The 20757-nt window shown below is 38.2% G+C and carries 22 protein-coding genes; 11 read left to right on the top strand and 11 right to left on the bottom strand.

What is annotated here, in order from left to right:
• Positions 1 to 86 precede the first annotated feature (86 nt).
• From KTI78_RS12300 to KTI78_RS12280, 5 genes are all read right to left on the bottom strand, one after another.
• Entirely contained in the window at positions 87 to 245 is a 159-nt protein-coding gene (locus tag KTI78_RS12300) for a hypothetical protein (protein WP_262446239.1), read from the bottom strand.
• Between the two features lie 3 nt (positions 246 to 248).
• Positions 249 to 1454 (bottom strand): RtcB family protein, encoded by a 1206-nt coding sequence (locus KTI78_RS12295; protein WP_262446292.1) that lies wholly within the window; start codon positions 1452 to 1454, stop codon positions 249 to 251.
• A 267-nt stretch (positions 1455 to 1721) separates the two neighbouring features.
• Positions 1722 to 3182, bottom strand: coding sequence for an amino acid permease (locus KTI78_RS12290; RefSeq protein ID WP_262446238.1), 1461 nt, complete (start codon positions 3180 to 3182; stop codon positions 1722 to 1724).
• A 21-nt stretch (positions 3183 to 3203) separates the two neighbouring features.
• A complete protein-coding gene (locus tag KTI78_RS12285; protein WP_224992767.1) occupies positions 3204 to 4217 on the bottom strand; it encodes a methyltransferase in 1014 nt (337 codons plus the stop codon).
• Positions 4218 to 4280: 63 nt separating this feature from the next.
• A complete protein-coding gene (locus KTI78_RS12280) occupies positions 4281 to 5639 on the bottom strand; it encodes a uracil-xanthine permease family protein (RefSeq protein WP_016143111.1) in 1359 nt (452 codons plus the stop codon).
• Between the two features lie 178 nt (positions 5640 to 5817).
• Between KTI78_RS12280 and typA the strand changes: the two genes are divergently transcribed.
• The 4 genes from typA to KTI78_RS12260 all read left to right on the top strand — a co-directional run bounded on the left by typA (position 5818) and on the right by KTI78_RS12260 (position 10199).
• Positions 5818 to 7653: a translational GTPase TypA gene (gene typA, locus KTI78_RS12275; RefSeq protein WP_002116501.1), complete on the top strand. Its 1836-nt coding sequence runs from the start codon at positions 5818 to 5820 to the stop codon at positions 7651 to 7653.
• Positions 7654 to 7907: 254 nt separating this feature from the next.
• Positions 7908 to 8339, top strand: a complete 432-nt coding sequence (gene mscL / locus KTI78_RS12270) for a large conductance mechanosensitive channel protein MscL (protein ID WP_016143112.1) — start codon at positions 7908 to 7910, stop codon at positions 8337 to 8339.
• A 137-nt stretch (positions 8340 to 8476) separates the two neighbouring features.
• Positions 8477 to 8818 carry a gamma-glutamylcyclotransferase family protein gene (locus KTI78_RS12265; protein WP_262446237.1) on the top strand — a complete coding sequence of 114 codons (342 nt, stop codon included), beginning with the start codon at positions 8477 to 8479 and terminating at the stop codon, positions 8816 to 8818.
• Positions 8819 to 9017: 199 nt separating this feature from the next.
• Positions 9018 to 10199, top strand: coding sequence for a maltoporin (locus KTI78_RS12260; protein ID WP_262446236.1), 1182 nt, complete (start codon positions 9018 to 9020; stop codon positions 10197 to 10199).
• 99 nt (positions 10200 to 10298) lie between these two features.
• On the opposite strand, the gene KTI78_RS12255 is transcribed toward KTI78_RS12260, so the two are convergent.
• Together KTI78_RS12255 and mutM are read right to left on the bottom strand one after the other, a co-directional pair.
• Entirely contained in the window at positions 10299 to 10589 is a 291-nt protein-coding gene (locus KTI78_RS12255; protein ID WP_002051379.1) for a peptidylprolyl isomerase, read from the bottom strand.
• 19 nt (positions 10590 to 10608) lie between these two features.
• Positions 10609 to 11433, bottom strand: a complete 825-nt coding sequence (gene mutM / locus KTI78_RS12250) for a bifunctional DNA-formamidopyrimidine glycosylase/DNA-(apurinic or apyrimidinic site) lyase (protein WP_016143115.1) — start codon at positions 11431 to 11433, stop codon at positions 10609 to 10611.
• A 75-nt stretch (positions 11434 to 11508) separates the two neighbouring features.
• On the opposite strand from mutM, the gene KTI78_RS12245 reads away from it, so the two are divergent.
• The 4 genes from KTI78_RS12245 (at position 11509) to KTI78_RS12230 (ending at position 16437) form a co-directional block, all read left to right on the top strand.
• Complete coding sequence (locus tag KTI78_RS12245) at positions 11509 to 12075, top strand: DNA-3-methyladenine glycosylase (protein ID WP_224992772.1); 567 nt, start codon at positions 11509 to 11511, stop codon at positions 12073 to 12075.
• A 133-nt stretch (positions 12076 to 12208) separates the two neighbouring features.
• Positions 12209 to 14338 (top strand): TonB-dependent receptor family protein, encoded by a 2130-nt coding sequence (locus KTI78_RS12240; protein ID WP_262446235.1) that lies wholly within the window; start codon positions 12209 to 12211, stop codon positions 14336 to 14338.
• A 9-nt stretch (positions 14339 to 14347) separates the two neighbouring features.
• A complete protein-coding gene (locus KTI78_RS12235) occupies positions 14348 to 15457 on the top strand; it encodes an NADH:flavin oxidoreductase/NADH oxidase (protein WP_087087293.1) in 1110 nt (369 codons plus the stop codon).
• A 56-nt stretch (positions 15458 to 15513) separates the two neighbouring features.
• Positions 15514 to 16437 (top strand): AEC family transporter, encoded by a 924-nt coding sequence (locus KTI78_RS12230; RefSeq protein WP_239967323.1) that lies wholly within the window; start codon positions 15514 to 15516, stop codon positions 16435 to 16437.
• Between the two features lie 32 nt (positions 16438 to 16469).
• Here the strand turns inward: KTI78_RS12230 and KTI78_RS12225 are convergent, their stop codons facing one another.
• The 4 genes from KTI78_RS12225 to KTI78_RS12210 form a co-directional block, all read right to left on the bottom strand.
• A complete protein-coding gene (locus tag KTI78_RS12225; RefSeq protein ID WP_262446234.1) occupies positions 16470 to 17294 on the bottom strand; it encodes a tetratricopeptide repeat protein in 825 nt (274 codons plus the stop codon).
• A 183-nt stretch (positions 17295 to 17477) separates the two neighbouring features.
• Positions 17478 to 18188 (bottom strand): DsbC family protein, encoded by a 711-nt coding sequence (locus KTI78_RS12220; RefSeq protein WP_262446233.1) that lies wholly within the window; start codon positions 18186 to 18188, stop codon positions 17478 to 17480.
• Positions 18189 to 18334: 146 nt separating this feature from the next.
• Positions 18335 to 19057: a YgfZ/GcvT domain-containing protein gene (locus tag KTI78_RS12215; protein ID WP_262446232.1), complete on the bottom strand. Its 723-nt coding sequence runs from the start codon at positions 19055 to 19057 to the stop codon at positions 18335 to 18337.
• A gap of 59 nt (positions 19058 to 19116) precedes the next feature.
• Entirely contained in the window at positions 19117 to 19233 is a 117-nt protein-coding gene (locus KTI78_RS12210) for a hypothetical protein (protein ID WP_239975478.1), read from the bottom strand.
• A 41-nt stretch (positions 19234 to 19274) separates the two neighbouring features.
• Between KTI78_RS12210 and KTI78_RS12205 the strand changes: the two genes are divergently transcribed.
• The 3 genes from KTI78_RS12205 (at position 19275) to KTI78_RS12195 (ending at position 20654) form a co-directional block, all read left to right on the top strand.
• Positions 19275 to 19724, top strand: coding sequence for an SRPBCC family protein (locus tag KTI78_RS12205; RefSeq protein ID WP_262446231.1), 450 nt, complete (start codon positions 19275 to 19277; stop codon positions 19722 to 19724).
• A gap of 137 nt (positions 19725 to 19861) precedes the next feature.
• A complete protein-coding gene (locus KTI78_RS12200; RefSeq protein WP_239975415.1) occupies positions 19862 to 20218 on the top strand; it encodes a DUF488 domain-containing protein in 357 nt (118 codons plus the stop codon).
• 91 nt (positions 20219 to 20309) lie between these two features.
• Entirely contained in the window at positions 20310 to 20654 is a 345-nt protein-coding gene (locus KTI78_RS12195; RefSeq protein WP_004789255.1) for a zinc ribbon domain-containing protein YjdM, read from the top strand.
• Positions 20655 to 20757 lie beyond the last annotated feature (103 nt).

The following is a 20757-nucleotide window of genomic DNA, read 5'->3' as shown; positions in this document are numbered from 1 at the left end:
TAGAGTCGCTTTTTTTATTGCGATTTTTAAAATATTTAGTCATTTTTAAGTCTCCTTAATAATTACTTCGATCTTGGGTTAAATTATTACCAAACACCTTTCTTCAATTGCTGTTTAGTATCTTGTCTATCTTTGCGATGTTGGGCACGAGGTTTTTCCGTTTCATGCATCCCACCTTTATGAAGTAAAGGGGATACAGCTACTTGATTACGGACTTTGATTTTTGACATTTCTTTAATTTTCATGTTTTAACCTTTAATACACAAAACTTGTTTAAGAGTGTGAATAACTTCAATTAGGTCAACCTGATTTGCCATGACTTCATCAATATCTTTATAAGCACTTGGGATTTCATCGACGACACCACTGTCTTTTCGGCATTCAATACCTTGGGTTTGTTCAATAAGATCTTGCTGGTTAAAAAGAGCTTTTGCCTTGCTTCGACTCATCTTGCGACCTGCACCATGAGAACAAGAACAAAATGATTCAGGATTTGCCTTGCCTTTAACGATATAAGATCGTGCTCCCATTGAGCCAGGAATAATGCCTAATTCATCTAAGCCTGCTCGAATTGCACCTTTTCGAGTAATCAATAAACTTTCGCCAAAATGTGTCTCACGGCTCACATAATTATGATGACAATTAATCGCTTCTTTTGTCATTTGAAAAGAGGGTAGAAGGGGCCGAATCGCTTCTAAAATTAAACGCATCATTTCCTTACGATTTTCAAAAGCATAGTCTTGCGCCCACTCTACAGCTTCTACATAATCATCAAAACTGTTTGAGCCTTCGGCAAAATAACTTAAGTCTTTATCTGGAACATGGCCAAAGCGATGTTGAGCTTCTTTTTTGGCTAGCTCAATAAAATAAGTACCAATGACATTGCCAAGCCCTCTGCTACCCGAATGTAGCATCACCCAGACATCTTGATTCTCATCAATACATAACTCTATAAAGTGGTTACCACCACCTAAAGTCCCAAGCTGCTTTTGCCATGTTGCATCAAATTGTCGAAGCATACGAACAAGGCCAGGATGCTTTTTGATAATTGGCTCTAAGCGTTTTTCAAGTGGAATAATGCTGGAAGCTTTTGCCTTAACCTGTTTATGTAAAGCAAAGCCAACCGGGACTTTGCGTTCGATTGCATCGCGTAAACGACTTAAGTTATCAGGTAATTGTGAAGCCTTTAAACTCAAGCGAATTGCATTCATACCACAACCAATATCTACTCCTACAGCAGCAGGGATAATGGCGTGTTTAGTTGGAATAACACTACCTACAGTTGCGCCTTTTCCTAGGTGAACATCTGGCATAACAGCAATATGTGAATAGATAAATTGCAGTTGAGCCATTTTCTTGAGTTGTTCGATACTTTCACTATCTATATCTTGAGTGAAAATTTTAACAGGGACACCGTAGAGTGCCTCCTTGTTTAATATTTTTTGTATGCCCATAATTTTTTCTCTTATTTTTGTCCGAGCAGGCATAAAAAAACCTAGCGAATGCTAGGTTTTAAATTTAAGCATTCGGACAAGTGATGTGAATTTGTACACTTGTCCGTGAGCTGACATCGTGCCAAATTATTTAATCTGTTTTACCTTGTAGTGTTGGCATGATGTCCTCCTTATTTAAAAGTGCCGTTGAAAATCTGAACGGCATTTTACGCTTTTTTAATCAAAGATCAAGCTTTTGATCTTTGATTAACTTTTAATTACCGATTCTTAGTCTTGTTCAGGCTTCACATTCATTTGATCGTAAGAGATCAATTTGGTTTTATTTTTCCACTTATAGCCTAACCAAATGATCAAGAACAAAGGCAAGCTAATATAGGTTGAAAGTAAGCCTAACCAATCAATTTTTCCACCTAAAATGGCTTGATAGTTTTGCCCTAAAATGATGATTGAACAGAGAATAAAGGCAAACCAAGGGGCAAATGGGAAAAATTTGGCACGATATGCTAAATCTTCTAATTTATAGCCTTGAGCAATATATCCTTTACGGAAACGATAATGTGAAATCGCAATTCCTAACCAAACAATAAAACCGCACATACCAGACATATTGAGTAGCCAGTTAAATACTTGCTTCTCTCCAATAAATGTCGTCAAGAAACAAAATGCGGCAATAAATGTGGTGGCATATAGCGCGTTCATCGGGACGCCACGACTATCAAGTTTTGCAAACCACTTTGGTGCGCGACCTTCTTGAGCCATTTTAAATAACATGCGAGTTGAAGAATACATGCCTGAATTACCTGCTGACAAAATAGCAGTAAGAATGACGGCATTCATTAAACCTGCAGCAAAAGCAAAGCCTACTCTTTCATAGAGCAATGTAAATGGAGATAGTGCGATATCTTCAGTAGCAGCTGCTTGTAGTAGGTTGGGGTCATCATAGGCGATTAGAGTACCGATAATGAAAATACATAGAATGTAGAATAATAAGATTCGCCAGAAAATCTGTTTGATTGCCAGTGGAATCGTCTTCTTTGGATCTTTTGATTCGCCCGCAGCAACCCCAACCATTTCGGTTCCTTGGAAAGAGAACCCGGCAATCATTGCTACACCAATCATGGCTTGTAAACCGCCAACAAAAGGTGCCTCTTTGTAGGTCCAGTTCCCGAAAGTTGCCACACCAGGGGTTAGCATAATCTTGATGATCATAGCTAAGCCAATAATAATAAAGGCAACAATCGCAATCACTTTAACCATTGAGAACCAGAATTCGCTTTCCCCGAAGCCCTTAACCGTCATCGCATTAATCATGAAGATAACGATAAGAAATAGGGCACTCCAGTAAAATCCTGGAATATCAGGGAACCAGAACTTCATAATGAACTGGACCGCAACAAGTTCGAATGCAACTGTAATGGCCCAGTTATACCAATAGTTCCAACCTAGAGCGAAACCAAAACCTTCTTCGACATAACGACTGCCGTAAGTAAAAAAGGCACCGGATGTTGGCGTATGAGTTGCAAGCTCACCTAAGCTGGTCATTAAGAAGTAAATCATAATGCCAATAAGTGAATAGGCGAGTAGCGCTCCACCTGGGCCAGCATTTGCAATGGTTGATCCAGAAGCAAGGAAGAGGCCTGTACCAATGGAACCACCAATGGCGATCATATTCAGATGACGAGCCCCAAGCTTACGCTGGAGTTTTTCAGGAGCATGTGTTTCGCTCATGGAGATTCCTTACATAGTTTGTTATGCACAGGCATATAACACCTTAAAGCCTTGAAGATCAGTTTTAATCTGGCACTGACCAAAGTGCTTCTCAATTAAGATCGGATAGTTTAAAAAACGGTTTGCTACAATCCATAGCTCACCTGATGCCTTTAAATGTTTTTTAGCGTTTTGGCAGAGTCCTTCACTTGCATCATAGTTGGTATGAATACCTTGATGGAAAGGGGGATTACTGACAATGGCATCGAGTTCTGTTGGAGCGTCTGCAATACCTGTAACAGGCTGCAATCTCAACTGGTCTGAACCTATTCCATTTCGACTAAAAGTCATTTCCGTTGACCGTAAAGCGAAAGCATCAATATCTAGGGCATGAATAATATTACTTGAATTTATTTTTGCCAAATAGCAACTAATAATTCCCGCACCACACCCGAAGTCGGCAATTCTACCTGATTTCACCTGATTAAGATAAGGGAGTAAAACAGCAGTTCCGACATCGAGATGATTTTGGCTAAAAACACCAGGAAGGGCACAAATCGTAAGCTCTTGTTCATTCACCTGAACAGTGTAACTTTTGAGCCAGCTTTCTAGAGGTTTAAGTAGTTCTATTTTTTCAATCTTTAAGTGCCATAGCTGACAATGGCGTGCGCTATCGAGTTTAAGGACTTTACCGAAGCTTTGTAATTGTTTGGCAGCGCGTTCAACACCGCCCTTTTTTTCACCTACTAAAAAAACAGACTGATCAGTTTTCAGATTGCTCATGACTACATGCAATATGTAATTTAACAGTTCTTTAGATTTAGGAACAAAAATAACGGCTTGATCAAATTCTTGTAATGGGAACTCAACTGAGAAATGCGCATTTGTTCCGTTATTTATAAAGCCTTGATAGTCAGCATGATTCCACGTCCAAACTGATACATCAGTCTCAGCTGGTAATTGACTGACTAGGGCATCATTCGGTGCATTAATTAACAAGACTCTACCTTTTAAATAGTCTTGTTGTCTCAATACCACTTCACTTCTAGGATCCATGTACATCTCTCATGAAGAAGAATGCCCAGTGGAAACTGGGCAGTAATCAAAATTAAAAAATAGTTATTTGTGTGTTTCAGGGAGGACAACATTTAAAATTAATGCTGCGATACCGCCTGTCGCTACGCCAGAGCTAAAAATATTTTTAAATAATTCTGGTAGGTGTTCCAAAATTTGAGGAACTTGAGCAACACCCAAACCTAGTGCAAGTGAAATTGCGATAATTAAAAGTGCTCGGCGATCTAAATGAATAGATGAGAGGATGTTAATACCTGATGCAGCCACGGCACCGAACATGACCATCACAGCGCCTCCTAAAACAGCTTGAGGAACTGCTTGTATTACACCAGCTACTGCGGGGAATAAGCCTAATAAAATAAGTAAAGCAGCAATCCAGATACCTACATAACGACTTGCTACGCCAGTGAGTTGGATTACCCCATTATTTTGAGCAAAAACAGAACTAGGGAAGGTGTTAAATAAACCTGCGAGTAAGGAGTTTGCACCATTTACTAAAACACCACCTTTAATACGTTTCATCCATTCAGGACCATTAACAGGTTGGTTTGAAAGTTTACTGGTTGCAGTAACGTCACCAATCGCTTCTAAAGAAGTGACTAAGTAGATAAAAGCCATTGGGATGAATAAGCCCCAAGAAAAGCTTAACCCAAAGTGCATTGGTGTTGGAATTTGTACAAGAGGGGCATCTTTAATACCTGAGAAATCCAGGTGTCCCATAAATCCTGCAAGAATGTAACCAATGACTAAAGCAATTAAGATTGCCGAACTTTTAATCCATACCACTCGAATACGATTTAGAATGATAATAATGGCAAGTACGGTACATGACATAATAAGGTTGTCTGCACTTGCAAAAGTATGGTCTTGCATGGCTTGATAACCACCACCCATACTAATTAAGCCTTCTTTAATCAGTGTTAAGCCAATTAATAAAACAACAATGCCGGTGACTAAAGGAGTAATTAGTCTTTTTACCCATGGAAGAATCTGGGAAACACCCATTTCAATGAATGAGCCAGCAATTACTACACCGAAAATTGCAGCCATAACTTGGTTTACTGGCGTTCCTGCGGCAACCATTGCACTACCAATACCAATAATTGGACCAATAAAGTTAAAACTTGTACCTTGAACAATCAAAAGACCTGCACCAAACGGGCCGACTTTTTTACATTGTAAAAATGTAGCAATACCGGAAATCACCAAAGACATCGATAAAATCATGTTAGTTTCGGTACGTGACACACCTAAAGCTAAACAAATTAAAAGCCCTGGTGTAACAATTGGTACAATAATCGCAAGTAAATGCTGGAACGCTGCTAAAAAAGCGACCAAAGGTTTTGGACGATCATCTAAGCCATAAACGAGGTCAAGATGGTCTTGAGAGTGTTGATTGGACATGGGTGTAGGTACGCCGCAATTTCGCAAATTGGCGCTATTCTAATCGAGATACCTATCTTTACAAAACGAAATACAGGCTATTAGAAAATTTTTTTGTCAATGTCAATAAACTGTCACTACTCAAGAGTAGTGTTTTTCTGTATAATTTGCCCTCAAATTTCAGGCGTTTCGAATTTTCATGTCAGATATCAAAAATCTCCGTAATATCGCAATTATTGCGCACGTCGACCACGGGAAAACCACACTTGTCGATAAACTACTTCAGCAATCTGGTGCTCTCGGTGAACGAGCAGGCGAGATTGAGCGTGTCATGGACTCAAATGCGCTTGAAAGTGAACGTGGTATTACCATTCTTGCAAAGAACACTTCTATTACTTGGTTAGATAAACGTACTGATACAACTTACCGTATCAACATCGTAGATACCCCGGGACACGCCGACTTCGGTGGTGAAGTAGAACGTGTAATGTCGATGGTTGACTGCGTATTACTTTTAGTTGACTCTCAAGAAGGCCCAATGCCACAAACTCGTTTTGTGACACAAAAAGCCTTTGCTCGTGGTTTAAAACCAATTGTTATTATTAACAAAGTAGACAAACCAAGTGCACGTCCAGATTGGGTTATTGATCAAGTATTTGATTTATTTGATAACCTTGGTGCAACTGACGAGCAATTAGATTTCCCAATCGTTTATGCATCAGGTTTACGTGGTGTAGCGGGTCCTGCTCCTGAAGAACTTGCAGAAGACATGACTCCATTGTTTGAAACGATTGTAGACATCGTTGAACCACCAGCAGTTGATGTTGATGGTCCATTCCAAATGCAGATTTCATCACTTGACTATAACAGCTTCGTAGGTGTTATCGGTGTTGGTCGTATTCAACGTGGTTCAGTAAAATTAAATACTCCTGTTACTGTAATTGACAAAGAAGGCAATACACGTAACGGTCGTATCTTAAAAATCATGGGTTACCATGGTTTAGAGCGTATCGATGTTGAATCAGCATCTGCTGGTGATATCGTATGTATTACTGGTATCGATGCACTTAACATTTCTGACACGATTTGTGATCCGAAAAATGTTGAAGCATTACCAGCTTTATCTGTAGATGAACCTACAGTATCTATGACTTTCCAAGTAAACAACTCTCCGTTTGCTGGTAAAGAAGGTAAATTCGTAACTTCACGTAATATCCGTGAACGTCTTGACCGCGAATTAATTCATAACGTAGCGTTACGTGTTGAAGACACTGACAGCCCAGACCGTTTCAAAGTATCTGGCCGTGGTGAACTTCACCTTTCAGTTTTAATTGAAAACATGCGTCGTGAAGGCTTTGAAATGGGCGTATCACGTCCACAAGTAATCATCAAAGAAATTGATGGTGAAAGACAAGAGCCTTACGAAAACGTAACTTTTGACGTTGAAGAACAGCACCAAGGCGCTGTAATGGAACAAATGGGTCACCGTAAAGGCGAGATGACCAATATGGAAGTTGACGGTAAAGGCCGTATCCGTATTGAAGCAACTGTACCTTCACGTGGTTTGATCGGTTTCCGTTCTGAATTCTTGACCATGACTTCTGGTACAGGGATCATGACTTCAAGCTTCTCGCATTATGGTCCTGTTAAACAAGGTACTGTTGCGAAACGTCAAAACGGTGTATTGATTTCTATGGTTCAAGGTACTTGCTTGGGCTATGCATTGTTCAGCTTACAAGACCGTGGTCGTTTGTTCGCTAAACCACAGTTGGAAGTTTACGAAGGTATGATCGTGGGTATTAACTCTCGTTCAGACGATATGGTTGTAAACCCGACTAAGGCGAAACAATTAACTAACGTTCGTGCATCTGGTACAGATGATGCTTTAACTTTAGTACCTGCAATTGAATATACGCTTGAACAAGCGCTTGAATTCATTGAAGATGACGAATTAGTTGAAGTAACACCTAAATCAATTCGTATCCGTAAGCGTTACTTGACTGAAAATGAACGTAAACGTAACCGTGATAAATAATTTTTCTTAACTGAAAAAGAAAAAACCGCTAAATTAATTTAGCGGTTTTTTTAATCGTTTATTTGAAATTAAATTAGGCTTAAAATCATATTTTTCTTGTAAGAGAATATGTTGTTAAAGTGTGAAATAGCTTTCTTTTTTTGATAAAAATATTAAATTATCAATATCATGGCGAGTACTATCTAATCCGATAAGATGCCAATGAAAAAGAAAAATATGATGTATTTCGACCCCCGACATCTGGAGATGTTTAGATGAGTATTATTCAAGAATTTAAAGAATTTGCCATTAAAGGCAATATGATGGATTTAGCCATTGGTGTGATTATTGGTGGTGCTTTTGGCAAAATCGTGGACTCTTTAGTTAAAGATATCATCATGCCGCTTATCACTGTAATTACTGGTGGTGGTGTTGATTTCTCTCAAAAGTTTATTGTGTTAGGTTCAAATCCTAATAACTTACAATCTTTAGATGCCTTACAAAAAGCAGGTATCAACGTATTAACTTATGGTAACTTCCTCACCATTCTAATTAACTTCCTGATTTTAGCTTGGGTTGTATTCTTGATGGTGAAATTATTAAACAGACTTCGCCGTGATAAGAATGAGCCAGAAGCTCCAGCTGCAACTCCTGAAGATGTTCAGTTATTGCGTGAAATTCGTGATGAGTTGAAAAAACAAGCTTAATAAAATTTGAAATAAAAAACGGTACCAAGAGTACCGTTTTTTATTAATGAGTATTTTATGCTGAACTATAGATATTGTTAAAATTATCAAAGTACAGATATGCTTAATTACGTATATTTAAAAAGGATATAAATTGAATGAATCAGCTTTTTGTGTATGGCACTTTATGTCCAAATCAAGCAAACGTTCATATTTTAAAGCAGATTGGTGGTAACTGGACGAAAGCTAGTGTACGAGGAGTGATCCATATTTTAGATTGGGGGCCAGATAAAGGTTTAAAAGCGCTTGAGTTAGATTCGCAAGCAGATTGGGTGGAAGGTTATGTGTTTAGCACAGAAAAACTTACCGAAAACTGGCAGATGCTAGATGATTTTGAAGGTTTTCAATATCAGCGTGTAATCGCAGATGTAAAACTAGAATCAGGAGAAATCATTAAAGCTTGGACCTATCAAATGAATGTTCATGCTAAAAATATTTAAATTAAAAAATTATTTTATATTTATTGTTTTACTTTTTTGATGTAATTTTTAGGAAATAAAATATTTAAGGCTCTATTTGAGCCTTTTAAAATTAGTCTAATACTCTCCAATTTATTTCTCATAACTAAACCTCCTTTTATCCAACCTTGCGTGGAATATAAGTAAGCGTGGAAAACTCACGCTTAAAAAGGAATTTTAAATGAAGAAGTCTCCTTGGATGATTGGAGTAACGCTGTATGCCATGTCACAACTTACTTTCGCTGCTGAAATTGGAGGATATGTACGTACAGGCATAGGAGCTACCGAAAGTGGAGAAATACAAGAATGTTTTCAACTTACTGGTGCGCCTTCAAAATACCGTCTTGGAAATGAATGTGAACAATATGCAGAGCTATTTGCTAAACAGAGTCTACTAAAACTGAATGATAATTCTGAGATTACTATTAATGGAATGCTTCAATTTTATAACCAGTATGGTCAAAGCCTAAGTTTTCGTGGTGATGATGGGTATACGCGCTTAAACCAGATCTATCTAGATTGGAAAAATATTTCTTATTTAAATGGCGCAAATATTTGGCTAGGAAGAAGATTTTATAATCGAAATGATATTCATATCTCTGATTTATTCTATTGGAACCAAAGCGGAACAGGATTCGGTATCGATAATTATAAGATTAATGATCTGTCATTGAGCTATGTTTTTTCTAGAAAAGATAATGTATTTCAGAAAAATTATATTAATAGACATGATTTTACCGTAAAAGACATTCAGCTAAATGATACAAATAAACTGAATACGGGCTTATCTATCATTGATGCAGATCATACGGGGTGGGCTTTAACTTTGCAGAATATAACGTCGAATGTCTTAAATGGTAAAAATACAGTTGCTTTGCAGTATGGCGAAGGAGCGGGTATGGGACTAAGTTATACCGGCAATCCGGAGCTAGATAGAGATAACTCTTCTTTAAGGTTTATTGAAGTTTTAGATTGGGAGTCTGAAAATAAGCGTTTCAATGGACAAGCTCAATTTCTATATCAAAAAGATAAGTATAAAAATCAGCATGACAGTGAATGGTTTTCGATAGGTTCTAGGTTGGCTTATGTTGTACACGATCATTTTAAAATATCGACCGAAATTGGCTTTGATCAGATAGACAGTAACGATCAAAATCGAAATCTAACCAAGTTAACTATTGCACCCACGTGGTCAATAAAAGGGACAGGATTTTACGATAGACCTGAGCTTCGCTTGTATTATACCTATGCCTTTTGGAACGAAGATGAACAGAATCTGAGAGACCGTTTATATCCTGATAGTGATTTTTATAACACAGGACATGGGTCAAATTTTGGCATGCAACTAGAATATTGGTGGTAAATTTAAAAGATAAAAGAGGTCAATAATGACCTCTTTTATTAAGTAACTAGGCTATCGTTTATTAAGTTAAATTATCTTGATAGAGAGCTTGAGAGGAAACTATCGTAAGCTACCCATCCTGAATTTAACTTCTAAAAGATGATAGCCAAATTGGCTTTTGATTGGGCCTTGTAGCACACGTTCAGCAGCTGTAAAAACAACTTTGTCAATGACAGGCACTAATTGCCCTTTTTTGACTTCACCAAGTTCACCACCACGCTTTGCCGAGTTACAGGTGGAATATTGTTTAGCAAGCTTGGCAAAATCAGCACCACTTTGTAGCTTCTTTTTTAGCTGTTCGGCTAAGTCTTTATCTTTGACTAAAATATGTCGGACAATTGCTGTTTGCATGTTGTCTTCCTCCAAAAAATTAAGGCTTTCTCAGCTTTTTAAGCGGTTGGCACTGTGGGCAAAATACGCTGGCACGCTGACCAAGTTTCAAGTTTTCTAATGGGGTTTCACAGTTAACACACATTTCTCCAGCACGACCATAAGCAAGCAATGTTTGCTGGAAATATCCATTTTCTCCCATGGCATTGCTGTAGTCTCGTAAAGTCGAGCCACCTAACTCAATTGCCGACTTTAAAATACGTTTAATCTCGACAACCAGTTTCTCAATTTGTTGCATGCTTAAGTCACCAGCGGGCTGGGCTGGGTGAATACCCACATTAAACAAGCTTTCGGTTGCATAGATATTGCCTACACCGACTACAACATGGTTATCCATAAGTGCAATTTTTATGCCGACAGCTTTGTTTTTAAGTTTGGAAGCTAGATATTCTGCATGAAAGTCGTTACTTAAAGGTTCAGGCCCTAAAGTATCTATAAGTTTGCCTTGAGTTTCTGGGTTAAGCCAAAGAATACAGCCAAAACGACGTGGGTCATGATAGCGTAACTGTTGATCTTCAAATTGAATAATCAGATGATCATGTTTTCTCAGTTCATCGTTTGGTTGACACAGGCGAAAGCTACCTGACATTCCTAAATGCCAAAGCATTTGATCTTGTTCAAATTCTGCCAAAATATATTTTGAACGTCGATTTAAGCCAATCAGACGTTGTCCAACAAGTTTTTGAACATCATCTGGTATAGGCCAACGTAAACTTGGGTTACGTACCTCTATACTTTGAACTTTTTGATTCAATAGCGGAAATAAACTGGTTTTGGTTGTTTCGACTTCGGGTAACTCAGGCATGCCAACTCGCAGAATTAACAGATATACTGGATTAATCAAGTATAACGTGTGGTATGTAATATTTCAGAGATTACTATGTCAGATATCTTACCATTAAGCTGGTTTCAACGTGAAACCTCAGAAGTGGCTTATGATTTAATCGGTTGCGTATTGTGTAAGCGGCAACCTGATGGTCAAGTCATCCGCTCTACAATTAGTGAAACAGAAGCTTATTTGGGTGTTCGCGATAAAGCTTGCCATAGCTACAATGATAAACGGACAGCACGAACAGATGTAATGTATCGCCCTGGTGGTACGATTTATATCTATTTAATTTATGGCATGTATGAAATGCTTAATCTTATTACTCAGACAGAAGGTATTCCTGAAGGGGTAATGATTCGTTCTGCATTTTTAAGTGGTGCTTCAACCAAAAAAGATTATAAGCTTTTGGCTGGACCGGGCAAATTGACACGTTATTTAGGCATTGATCGATCTTTAAAAGGCCAGACTTTGGGTGAAGAATCTGGTTTGTGGGTGGAAGCAGCATCAACACAGCCAGAAGTGGTATTGACGCCACGTATTGGAATTGATTATGCCGAAGAGGCAAAAGATTGGCCTGAACGATATTGCTGGAAAGATCATCCATCTTTGAGTCGATAATTTTAATCTGGAAGTAAATTTTTGGATATTGATGAGGATTGTTCCAGATTTACAACAATACAGACCGAATTCAATAGCCAGACAAGACACTGCTTTTGTTATCATAACTACAATATAAACAAAGGAAATAAGCATGTCATTATTACGCTTAGACCGACTTCATTACTGTATTTTGATGAGTATGGGCTGTATTTCTAGCCCGATTGTGTGGGCAGAAGACTTAAATTCTGACGTGGCCAAATTGCCAACTTTACATGTGGAAGCGACACGTACCGATACAACCTATTTGCAAACACCAGCTTCGGTTTTTCGAATAGATGCACCTCAAGTCGATACTTCTTCACAAGTAAATTTAACTGAAGTTGTGAAGGGTGTACCGAGTTTACAGCTTCGCAATCGTGAAAATTATGCTCAAGATTTACAACTGTCTATGCGTGGTTTTGGTGCACGTTCTACTTTTGGTGTCCGTGGTATTCGTCTATATGTGGATGGTATCCCTGCGACAATGCCAGATGGGCAAGGCCAAACGTCTAATATCGATTTAAGTAGTTTGGATCATGTTGAAGTTCTAACAGGACCTTTTTCTTCACTTTATGGAAACTCATCGGGCGGGACAATTTTAACGACTACTAAAGAAGGGCAAGGGAAGGACTCAATTGAGCTGAGCTATTCGGGAGGCAGCCACGATAAAAGCAGAGCAGGACTCGTGCTACAAGGTGGGGCAAAGGACGCGAATGAACCAAGCTATGTTATTAGTTCATCATATTTCGATACGGATGGTTACCGAGAACATAGCGGTGCAGAAAAAGTATTAAACAATGCAAAGCTCAGTTGGAATCTTGATGATGGTAGTAAAATCAACTGGGTAACCAATTATGTCAAAATCCATGCGGATGATCCGCAGGGCTTGACCCGTGATCAGTGGAACGCCAATCCGAAGCAACAAGTCCCATTTTTAAAGCAATTTAATGTCCGTAAAGATATTGAGCAGACTCAAACGGGTGTGACTTGGTCTAAACCGATTAATGATAAAAATGAACTCTATGCCATGGCATATTTAGGTAATCGCCAAGTCACTCAATATCAATCTATACCTAAATCAACACAAGATGCCAGCATCAATCATGCAGGCGGGGTAATTGATTTTGAGCGTGATTATTATGGTGCTGATTTCCGTTGGACGGGCAAAGAGTTACTTCAAAATACTACTCTCAGTGTTGGTGTTGCACTCGATGCAATGGATGAAGATCGTAAAGGTTTTGAAAACTTTAATTTAGTAAACGGGCAGCCTTCTTATGGCGTCAAAGGTAATTTGCGCCGTGATGAAGACAATACTTTGTGGAATATCGATCCATATTTACAAGCTTCATGGCAGTTCTTACCAACATGGCGTTTAGATACAGGTGTACGCTATAGCAATGTCCACTATAAGTCAGAAGATAGCTATTTAAGCAATGGCGATGATAGCGGCAAGACCGATTACAATAAAGTTTTGCCTTCTACTGCTTTAAGCTGGCAAATTATACCTGAGCTTATGGCCTATGTAAGTTATGCCAAAGGCTTTGAAACACCAACTTTTACTGAAATGGCATATCGACCAGACGGCAAAAGTGGTTTTAATTTTGATTTAACGGCATCAACAAGCGATACCTATGAAACGGGCTTAAAATCACAAAACTATTTAGGTGATTTTACTTTGGCAGTATTCCAGACTAAAACCAAAGATGACATCGTTTCTGCAGGTAGTTCAAATGGCCGATCAACCTTCCGCAATGCAGATAAAACCTTGCGTGAGGGGGTAGAGTTTGCATGGAATAAAAAGTTGTGGAGAGATTTAACAGCGACTGCAAGCTATACATATTTAGAGGCAACTTTTGATGCTGATATTCCAGCTTTAGGGAATATTGCTCAAATTCCATCAGGCAATGCCATTCCTGGAATTGCCAAAAATCAAGCTTATGCCTCTTTGGCTTGGCAGCCATCGCACGGTCTATATGGTGGTGTAGATGTACAGTATATGGATAAAGTATACGTGAATGATACCAACAGTGACGCAGCACCGAGCTACAGTGTAACCTCAGCTAATGTTGGTTATGCATGGGTAATGGGCGATTGGAAAGTGAATAGCTTTGCCCGTGTCGATAACCTATTTGATAAAAACTATGCAGGTTCAGTGATCGTAAATGATGGTAATGGACGCTACTTTGAACCAGCGAATGGACGTAACTGGAGTGCAGGTTTACGTGTAATTAAGCAATTCTAGGAATTAAAAATGGCAAAATTATTTGAAACGGTTAACTTTGGTTCACTACAACTGGTCAATAGAATTGTAATTGCTCCGATGTGCCAATATTCGGCAACAGATGATGGCGAAATTACCTATTGGCATGAACAGCAATGGGCAAACTATGCATTGTCTGGTGCAGGGCTCTGTATTGTGGAGGCGACTGCTGTACAGCCTGAAGGTCGAATTAGCTATGCTGACCTTGGACTATGGAATGATCAGCAACGTGACCAAATCAAAGCGTTGTTAGCTAAGGTTCATACACTTTCACCAATGCCATTTGGAATTCAGTTAGCACATGCAGGCCGTAAAGCATCTACTGAAAAACCGTGGTTAGGTAAAGGTCAGATCGCAAAAGATCAGCCTCATGGTTGGCAAACGGTTGCTCCAAGTGAAAGTACCTTTTCAGTGCATGATGCAGCCCCTCATGCTTTGACCATTGCTGAGATTAAACAAGTTCAACAAGACTTTGCAGCAGCTGCAAAACGTGCGGTAGAAGCTGGCTTTGAATTGATTGAAATTCATGCTGCGCATGGTTACTTACTACACCAATTCTTATCGCCAATTGCGAATCAGCGAACTGATGAATACGGCGGTTCTTTAGAAAACCGCATGCGCATGACCCTTGAGGTTCTTCAGGCAATTAAACTCGCTGTACCAGAAGGCTATCCTGTGGGTGTTAGATTATCTGCGACCGATTGGTTAGAAAGTATTGAGCACTGGGATATTGAATCTACAGTGGGTTTATCAAAAGCTTTAGAGCAATTGGGCGCAGCCTACGTGCATGTGTCTAGTGGTGGTTTGCACGAACATCAATCAATTACGATTGGGGCGGGTTATCAAGTTCCTTTTGCTGAACAGGTTAAAAAGCATGTGTCTATTCCAGTCATTGCTGTAGGGCTAATTACTGAGCCAGAGCACGCTGAACAAATTTTAGAAAACCAGCAAGCCGATGCCATTGGCCTTGCCCGTGCAATGTTATATGACCCAAGATGGCCTTGGCATGCAGCAGCCGCTTTAGGTGCAGAAGTTAAAATTGCACCTCAGTATTTGCGTTGCCAACCTCATGGATTAAAACAGCTTTTTAACTCTTTTTAATTGTATTGGGCAAAGTCATCTTTGCCCATTTTTCTTTCGCTAAGTGAGGACGGTCAGTGGTTTTTCAGGTTATTTTACCTATCTTGATATTGCTATTGATGGGCTATGTTTGTGTTCTCATCAAATTGGTAACACCTGAACAAATCAGGGCACTTAGCGCATTCGTAATTAAAATCTCCTTACCCGCATTTTTAATTCACTCATTGGCGAATAAAAATTTACAAGATATTTGGCATCCCGCTTATTTTATTGCTTATGGCGGAGGGTCCTTAATTTTATTTTTCTTAGCTTTTGTTCTCTATCGAAAATATTTTAAAAATAGCTTAACCCACAGCGCTGTCATCTCGATGGGCGCATCTATGTCCAATACTGGATTTATGGGAACGGCTATTTTGACCATGCTGATAGGTAATCATGCTGCGATCTATATTTCTTTAACACTTATTATTGAAAATTTATTGATTGTGGCGCTCATGCTGATTTTGGCCGAAGCGGGTTTACATCAACAACAAAATCTTTTACCGCTTCTAAAACAAACTTTTTTAAATTTACTCAAGAATCCTGTAATTATTGCTATTTTGGTTGGGATGGGATGCATTCTTTTAGATGTTAACCTTCCTACAACGCTTGATCAATCACTAGAGTTACTTGGGCGTACAGCTTCACCTTTGGCTTTGTTTGCCATTGGCGGAAGTCTAGTCGGTATTGGAATTACAACAGTAAATACAGAAAGTGTTTTGTTGGCGATATTGAAAGTTATCCTCATGCCATCTGTGATTTTTTCACTCTTTTTGATCACTCCTAATGTAAGTCGTGAAATGCTTTATGCAGGAACATTAATTGCTGCTTTACCAATGCCGATTGCTTTTGGAATTTTTGGACAAGCCTATGGCTTAAATGAAAAAGCATTAACACCGCTTATGATTAGTACGATTGTTGGTTTTATTGGTGTTAGCGGGCTGATTGCTTTGTGGTGGTAAAAGAAAAGCCCCCATGAGGGGCTCATCATTCATTATTTTTTCAGTGCTGGCTGTGTTGGAGCATTGGCAGCCTGTTTGCTCTTTTCTGCAATAATCTTATCAACCGAAGCTAACGATTCTTTAGCATTTGGAACATTTTGATTGGCAAGTTCAGTAAAAATCTTTTTTGCTTGCGGTAGATTTTGCGGAATGATATTGCCATTTGCCATCATGGTTGCTAAAGCCATAGAAGCAGGTGCATAACCTTTTTGTGCAATTGATTGTAAAGCCTCAATGCCTTGGCGTTTCATTAAAGGATTTTTATTTTCAACCCCTTGGCTAATATCGTAAAGTGCTTTGACCTGAATCGCAGGGTAGTTGCCTTTTCGAATTAAAGGTGCCAATTTTTGCAGGGCAATTTGATGTGACTGCGGTTTTTTCTGAGCAAATAAAATCGTTGCAATTTTCACAGTTGCATCATCAGAACCTTGAGCCGATGCCTTTTGAACATATTGACTGAATTTATTGCTATCTTTAGCAACGCCTAATTCACCAGTCTCATAAATTTGTGCAAGCGTATAACTTGCTTGGGCATAGCCTTTATTTGAAGCGTCTTCATAGTATTTAAGAGCTTTAGAAGAATCTTTTGCTGTACCTTGGCCCATTTGAGTCATATAGCCTAAGTTATAGATAGCTTGGGCATTACCTGATTGGGCTAAGCGTTGCATTTCCTGAAATGCAGCAGAATAATTTTTTGCTGCATAGAGTTGTTCAGCTTGTTTGAAAACATCGGTTTTCGCAGCAGTCGCTGTGTTATCAGCTGCAAAAATTGATGCACTTGAAAGGGTGATTAGGCTTGCGATTAGTAATTTCTTCATTTCTTTTTAACCTTTTACTTCGTAGCTACATCAATCCATTGATGCATTAAAGAGTTTCAATTTCTCATCATAAATATTGATTGATGAAAGTAAACAGCCGATTTGTATATAAAGCACTGCACTTTGGGCAAATTGTGGAGAAAAATACCCACCCACATTCATAAAATGGAGTGGGTAATATTGTTATTTTGCTGACTGAAGTAATGCTTCAATTTGCTTGGCATCAGTTGGTACACCAGAGAGTCTTTGGCCATCTTGCAAGAACAGAGTAGGTGTTCCATCGATATTTAATTTTTGACCTAAAGCGATATTTTTCTGAATTGGGCTTGAGCAACTCTTGCTACTAGTCGGCAATTTGCGATTAAGCATGTAGTTTGTCCAAGCTTCTGCCGGATTTTTTGAACACCAGATTTGATTTGAAACTTTTTCAGCATTTGGATGCAAACTGGTGAGAGGATAAAGGAATACATATACCGTTACATTATCAACCCTAGCCATATTTTGTTCTAGACGCTGGCAATATGGGCAATCAGGGTCACTAAAGATATAGATCGTACGTTCGCCTTTACCTTTTACATATTTAATAGCCTGATTTAATGGCAAACTTTTAACGTCAATCTTACCCAATTCGGCAATTCGTTCTTCAGTCATATTTTTTTGTTGTTTGATGTCGACTAAATTACCAACAAAGAAGTACTTCGCATCTTGGTTTGTATAGACAATGCGGCCACTTGTATACACTTCATAAATGCCTTGTACAGGAGATTGATAAACACCTTTTACAGGTAAATCGGGATAATTCGTCTTAAGATTTTGTTCAAGTGTTTTAACATCAGCGTGAGCAGAACCGAAAATAGCCAGACCCAACATGAGTGTAGCAAGTTTAGTTTTCATCTTTTTTCTCTTGAATTACAACAGGGCTAATGATGGCATATAAAGCTTAAAAAATTGACGTTCTAATATAATGAAATCATTAGTGTTTTGTATCTATAAAAAAGCCCACTAATTTAGCAGTGGGCAGTTTGAACTAATAAAAGTTATTATTGTGGTCTTGCTACGTCGCCACTTAAAGCTTCTGGTAACTCAAGAACTTGAAGCCCTAACTCTTGAAGAGCAGCAGGTTTAGCTACAACTAAAGCAAGATAGCCTTCATCATTTGCAATACTATTAACGACTTCTACATCGTTATTTAATTGAGTTGCTGAAGCTGGTGCTTCACCTGTACCTTGCACAAGATGTAACCAGTGTTTTGGTTTTGCTTTAAACCAAAGGCGTGCCACAATTTCCTGGCCTAAGTAACAGCCCTTGTCATAATTGACGCCTTCACGTTGATGTAAACGTAATTCCTGTGGTTGGAATTCATGTTCAGTTGTCTGTGTAATCCAAGCTTGACCAGTCATAATGGCTTGTTTTTGCCATTCAGAAATATCAGTTTCAGCAGTAGTGAACTCAGTTTGATGATTCACTACTTTTGGGAACACAATGCCTTGTTCACTTAAGGTCATTTTTGAAAAGGTGCCATATTTTTTAATGTGCTTGGCAAACTCTTCAGCTTGATCTTGAGTAACTACAATTTCAAAACTTTCAGCATTAATCTTCTTTAGCCATAAGCCAAAGTGAATACGACCTTTAAGATCACAAATAGCTGTATAGCGAGTTGTATTTTCAGCTAAACGTTCAGTATCTACAGTAACTTGGCCTTGTAAAAACTTTTGTGCATCTACACCGTTTAAAGCATATGAGGAGAAAGCGAGCAGACTCATGATTAATCTCAAATTCAATATGTTTCTTTATGATTGCTGACTATTTTGCTCCATTTTTACTAAAAAATCAGCCATAGTTTTCGTAATTTGATTTTGTTCTGCATATCGGTTTTTAGTTTAAAAAAACACCAAAAATATACGTTTGGATAAATTGGAAGGTTTAAGCTAATAACGATAATTTCAATAATTTTAGGAAAATTAAAATAAGGAGAATACGATGACAACAGGAACAGTAAAATTTCATCGTGTGTTTAAGGCTCCAGTCGAGCGAGTCTATCGTGCATTTTTAGATCCAGATGCTTTAGTAAAGTGGTTGCCACCTCACGGTTTTACTGCCAAGGTTCATAGTTTTGATGCAAATGTTGGTGGCTCATACAAAATGAGCTTTACCAATTTTTCAACAGGTTCAACACATGCTTTTGGTGGAACATATGTGGAATTAATTCCAAATGAATTAATTCGCTACAACGATCAATTCGATGATCCAAATTTACCAGGAACTATGCAAGTCACCATTACATTAAAAACGGTAATGGTGGGTACAGAAGTGCACATTACACAAGAAGGAATACCTGAAGTTATTCCTGTCGAAGCCTGCTATTTAGGATGGCAAGAATCACTATCTTTACTCACATTATTAGTTGAAGCTGAAATTCCAGATCAATAAAAAGTTATTTTTAGAGCCGCATAGAAAAGTGAGTAGATTTATTTCTGCTCACTTTTCATTTTGAGCTTTATTCTAAATGAATAAAATATAGAATAATTTTATAACTTTAAAATATGAACAATATGCAGAGAAAAACGATGGATATACATATTAAAAGAATTTATGAAAAGGCCGACCCTAGTGACGGTAAGCGAATTTTGGTTGATCGCTTATGGAGCAGGGGAATTAGTAAAGAGAATGCTCATTTAGATTTGTGGCTAAAAGAAGTGGCTCCTTCAACTGAACTGAGAAAGTGGTTCCATGCTGCTACGCCAGATCATTGGGAAGAATTTAAGCAGCGTTATTTAAAAGAGCTTGAAACCAACTCCGCAGTTGAAGAACTGCAAAAGATTGTAGCTGAGCATACAGTTACGCTTTTATATTCAGCAAAAGATGTTGAAAATAACCATGCAATTATTTTGAAAGAATATTTATTAAGTAAAAACTTAAAATGAATATATAAATTTTTTTTTGGTAAAAGTCTTTTATTTAAAACTTTAAAAAATGAGTTGTATCTCGCATAATATACTTTTTGAGATTTTTTTCATGTCTTTGCCAAACTGCCCAAAATGCCAATCAGAATATACTTACCAAGATGGCGACTTATTGATTTGTCCTGAATGTTCACATGAGTGGAAAGAAGGGGAAGCATCACTTACCGAAGAACAAGAAATTATTAAAGATGCGAATGGAAATGTATTAGCTGATGGCGACAGCGTCACTGTAATTAAAGACTTAAAAATTAAAGGTTCATCTTCAGTCGTTAAAGTCGGTACAAAGGTAAAAACGATTCGTTTAGTTCCAGATGCAAGTGATGGCCATAATATTGATTGCAAAATTGATGGCATTGGTCAGATGAAATTAAAATCTGAATTTGTAAAAAAAGCTTAAACTGTTAATTATTATTACATTTCAGCAGAGATAGATGTTTATATCTCTGCTTTTTAAATTTCTAACATCATTCTAATTTTATTACGAAAAAGTATAAAAAATG

Origin of the sequence: Acinetobacter sp. WU_MDCI_Abxe161 (assembly GCF_025514355.1) — a bacterium.
Taxonomy (GTDB): Bacteria; Pseudomonadota; Gammaproteobacteria; order Pseudomonadales; family Moraxellaceae; genus Acinetobacter; species Acinetobacter pittii_E.
Note: the sequence above shows the minus strand (reverse complement) of the source record. Positions and strands in the feature narration are given on the sequence as shown.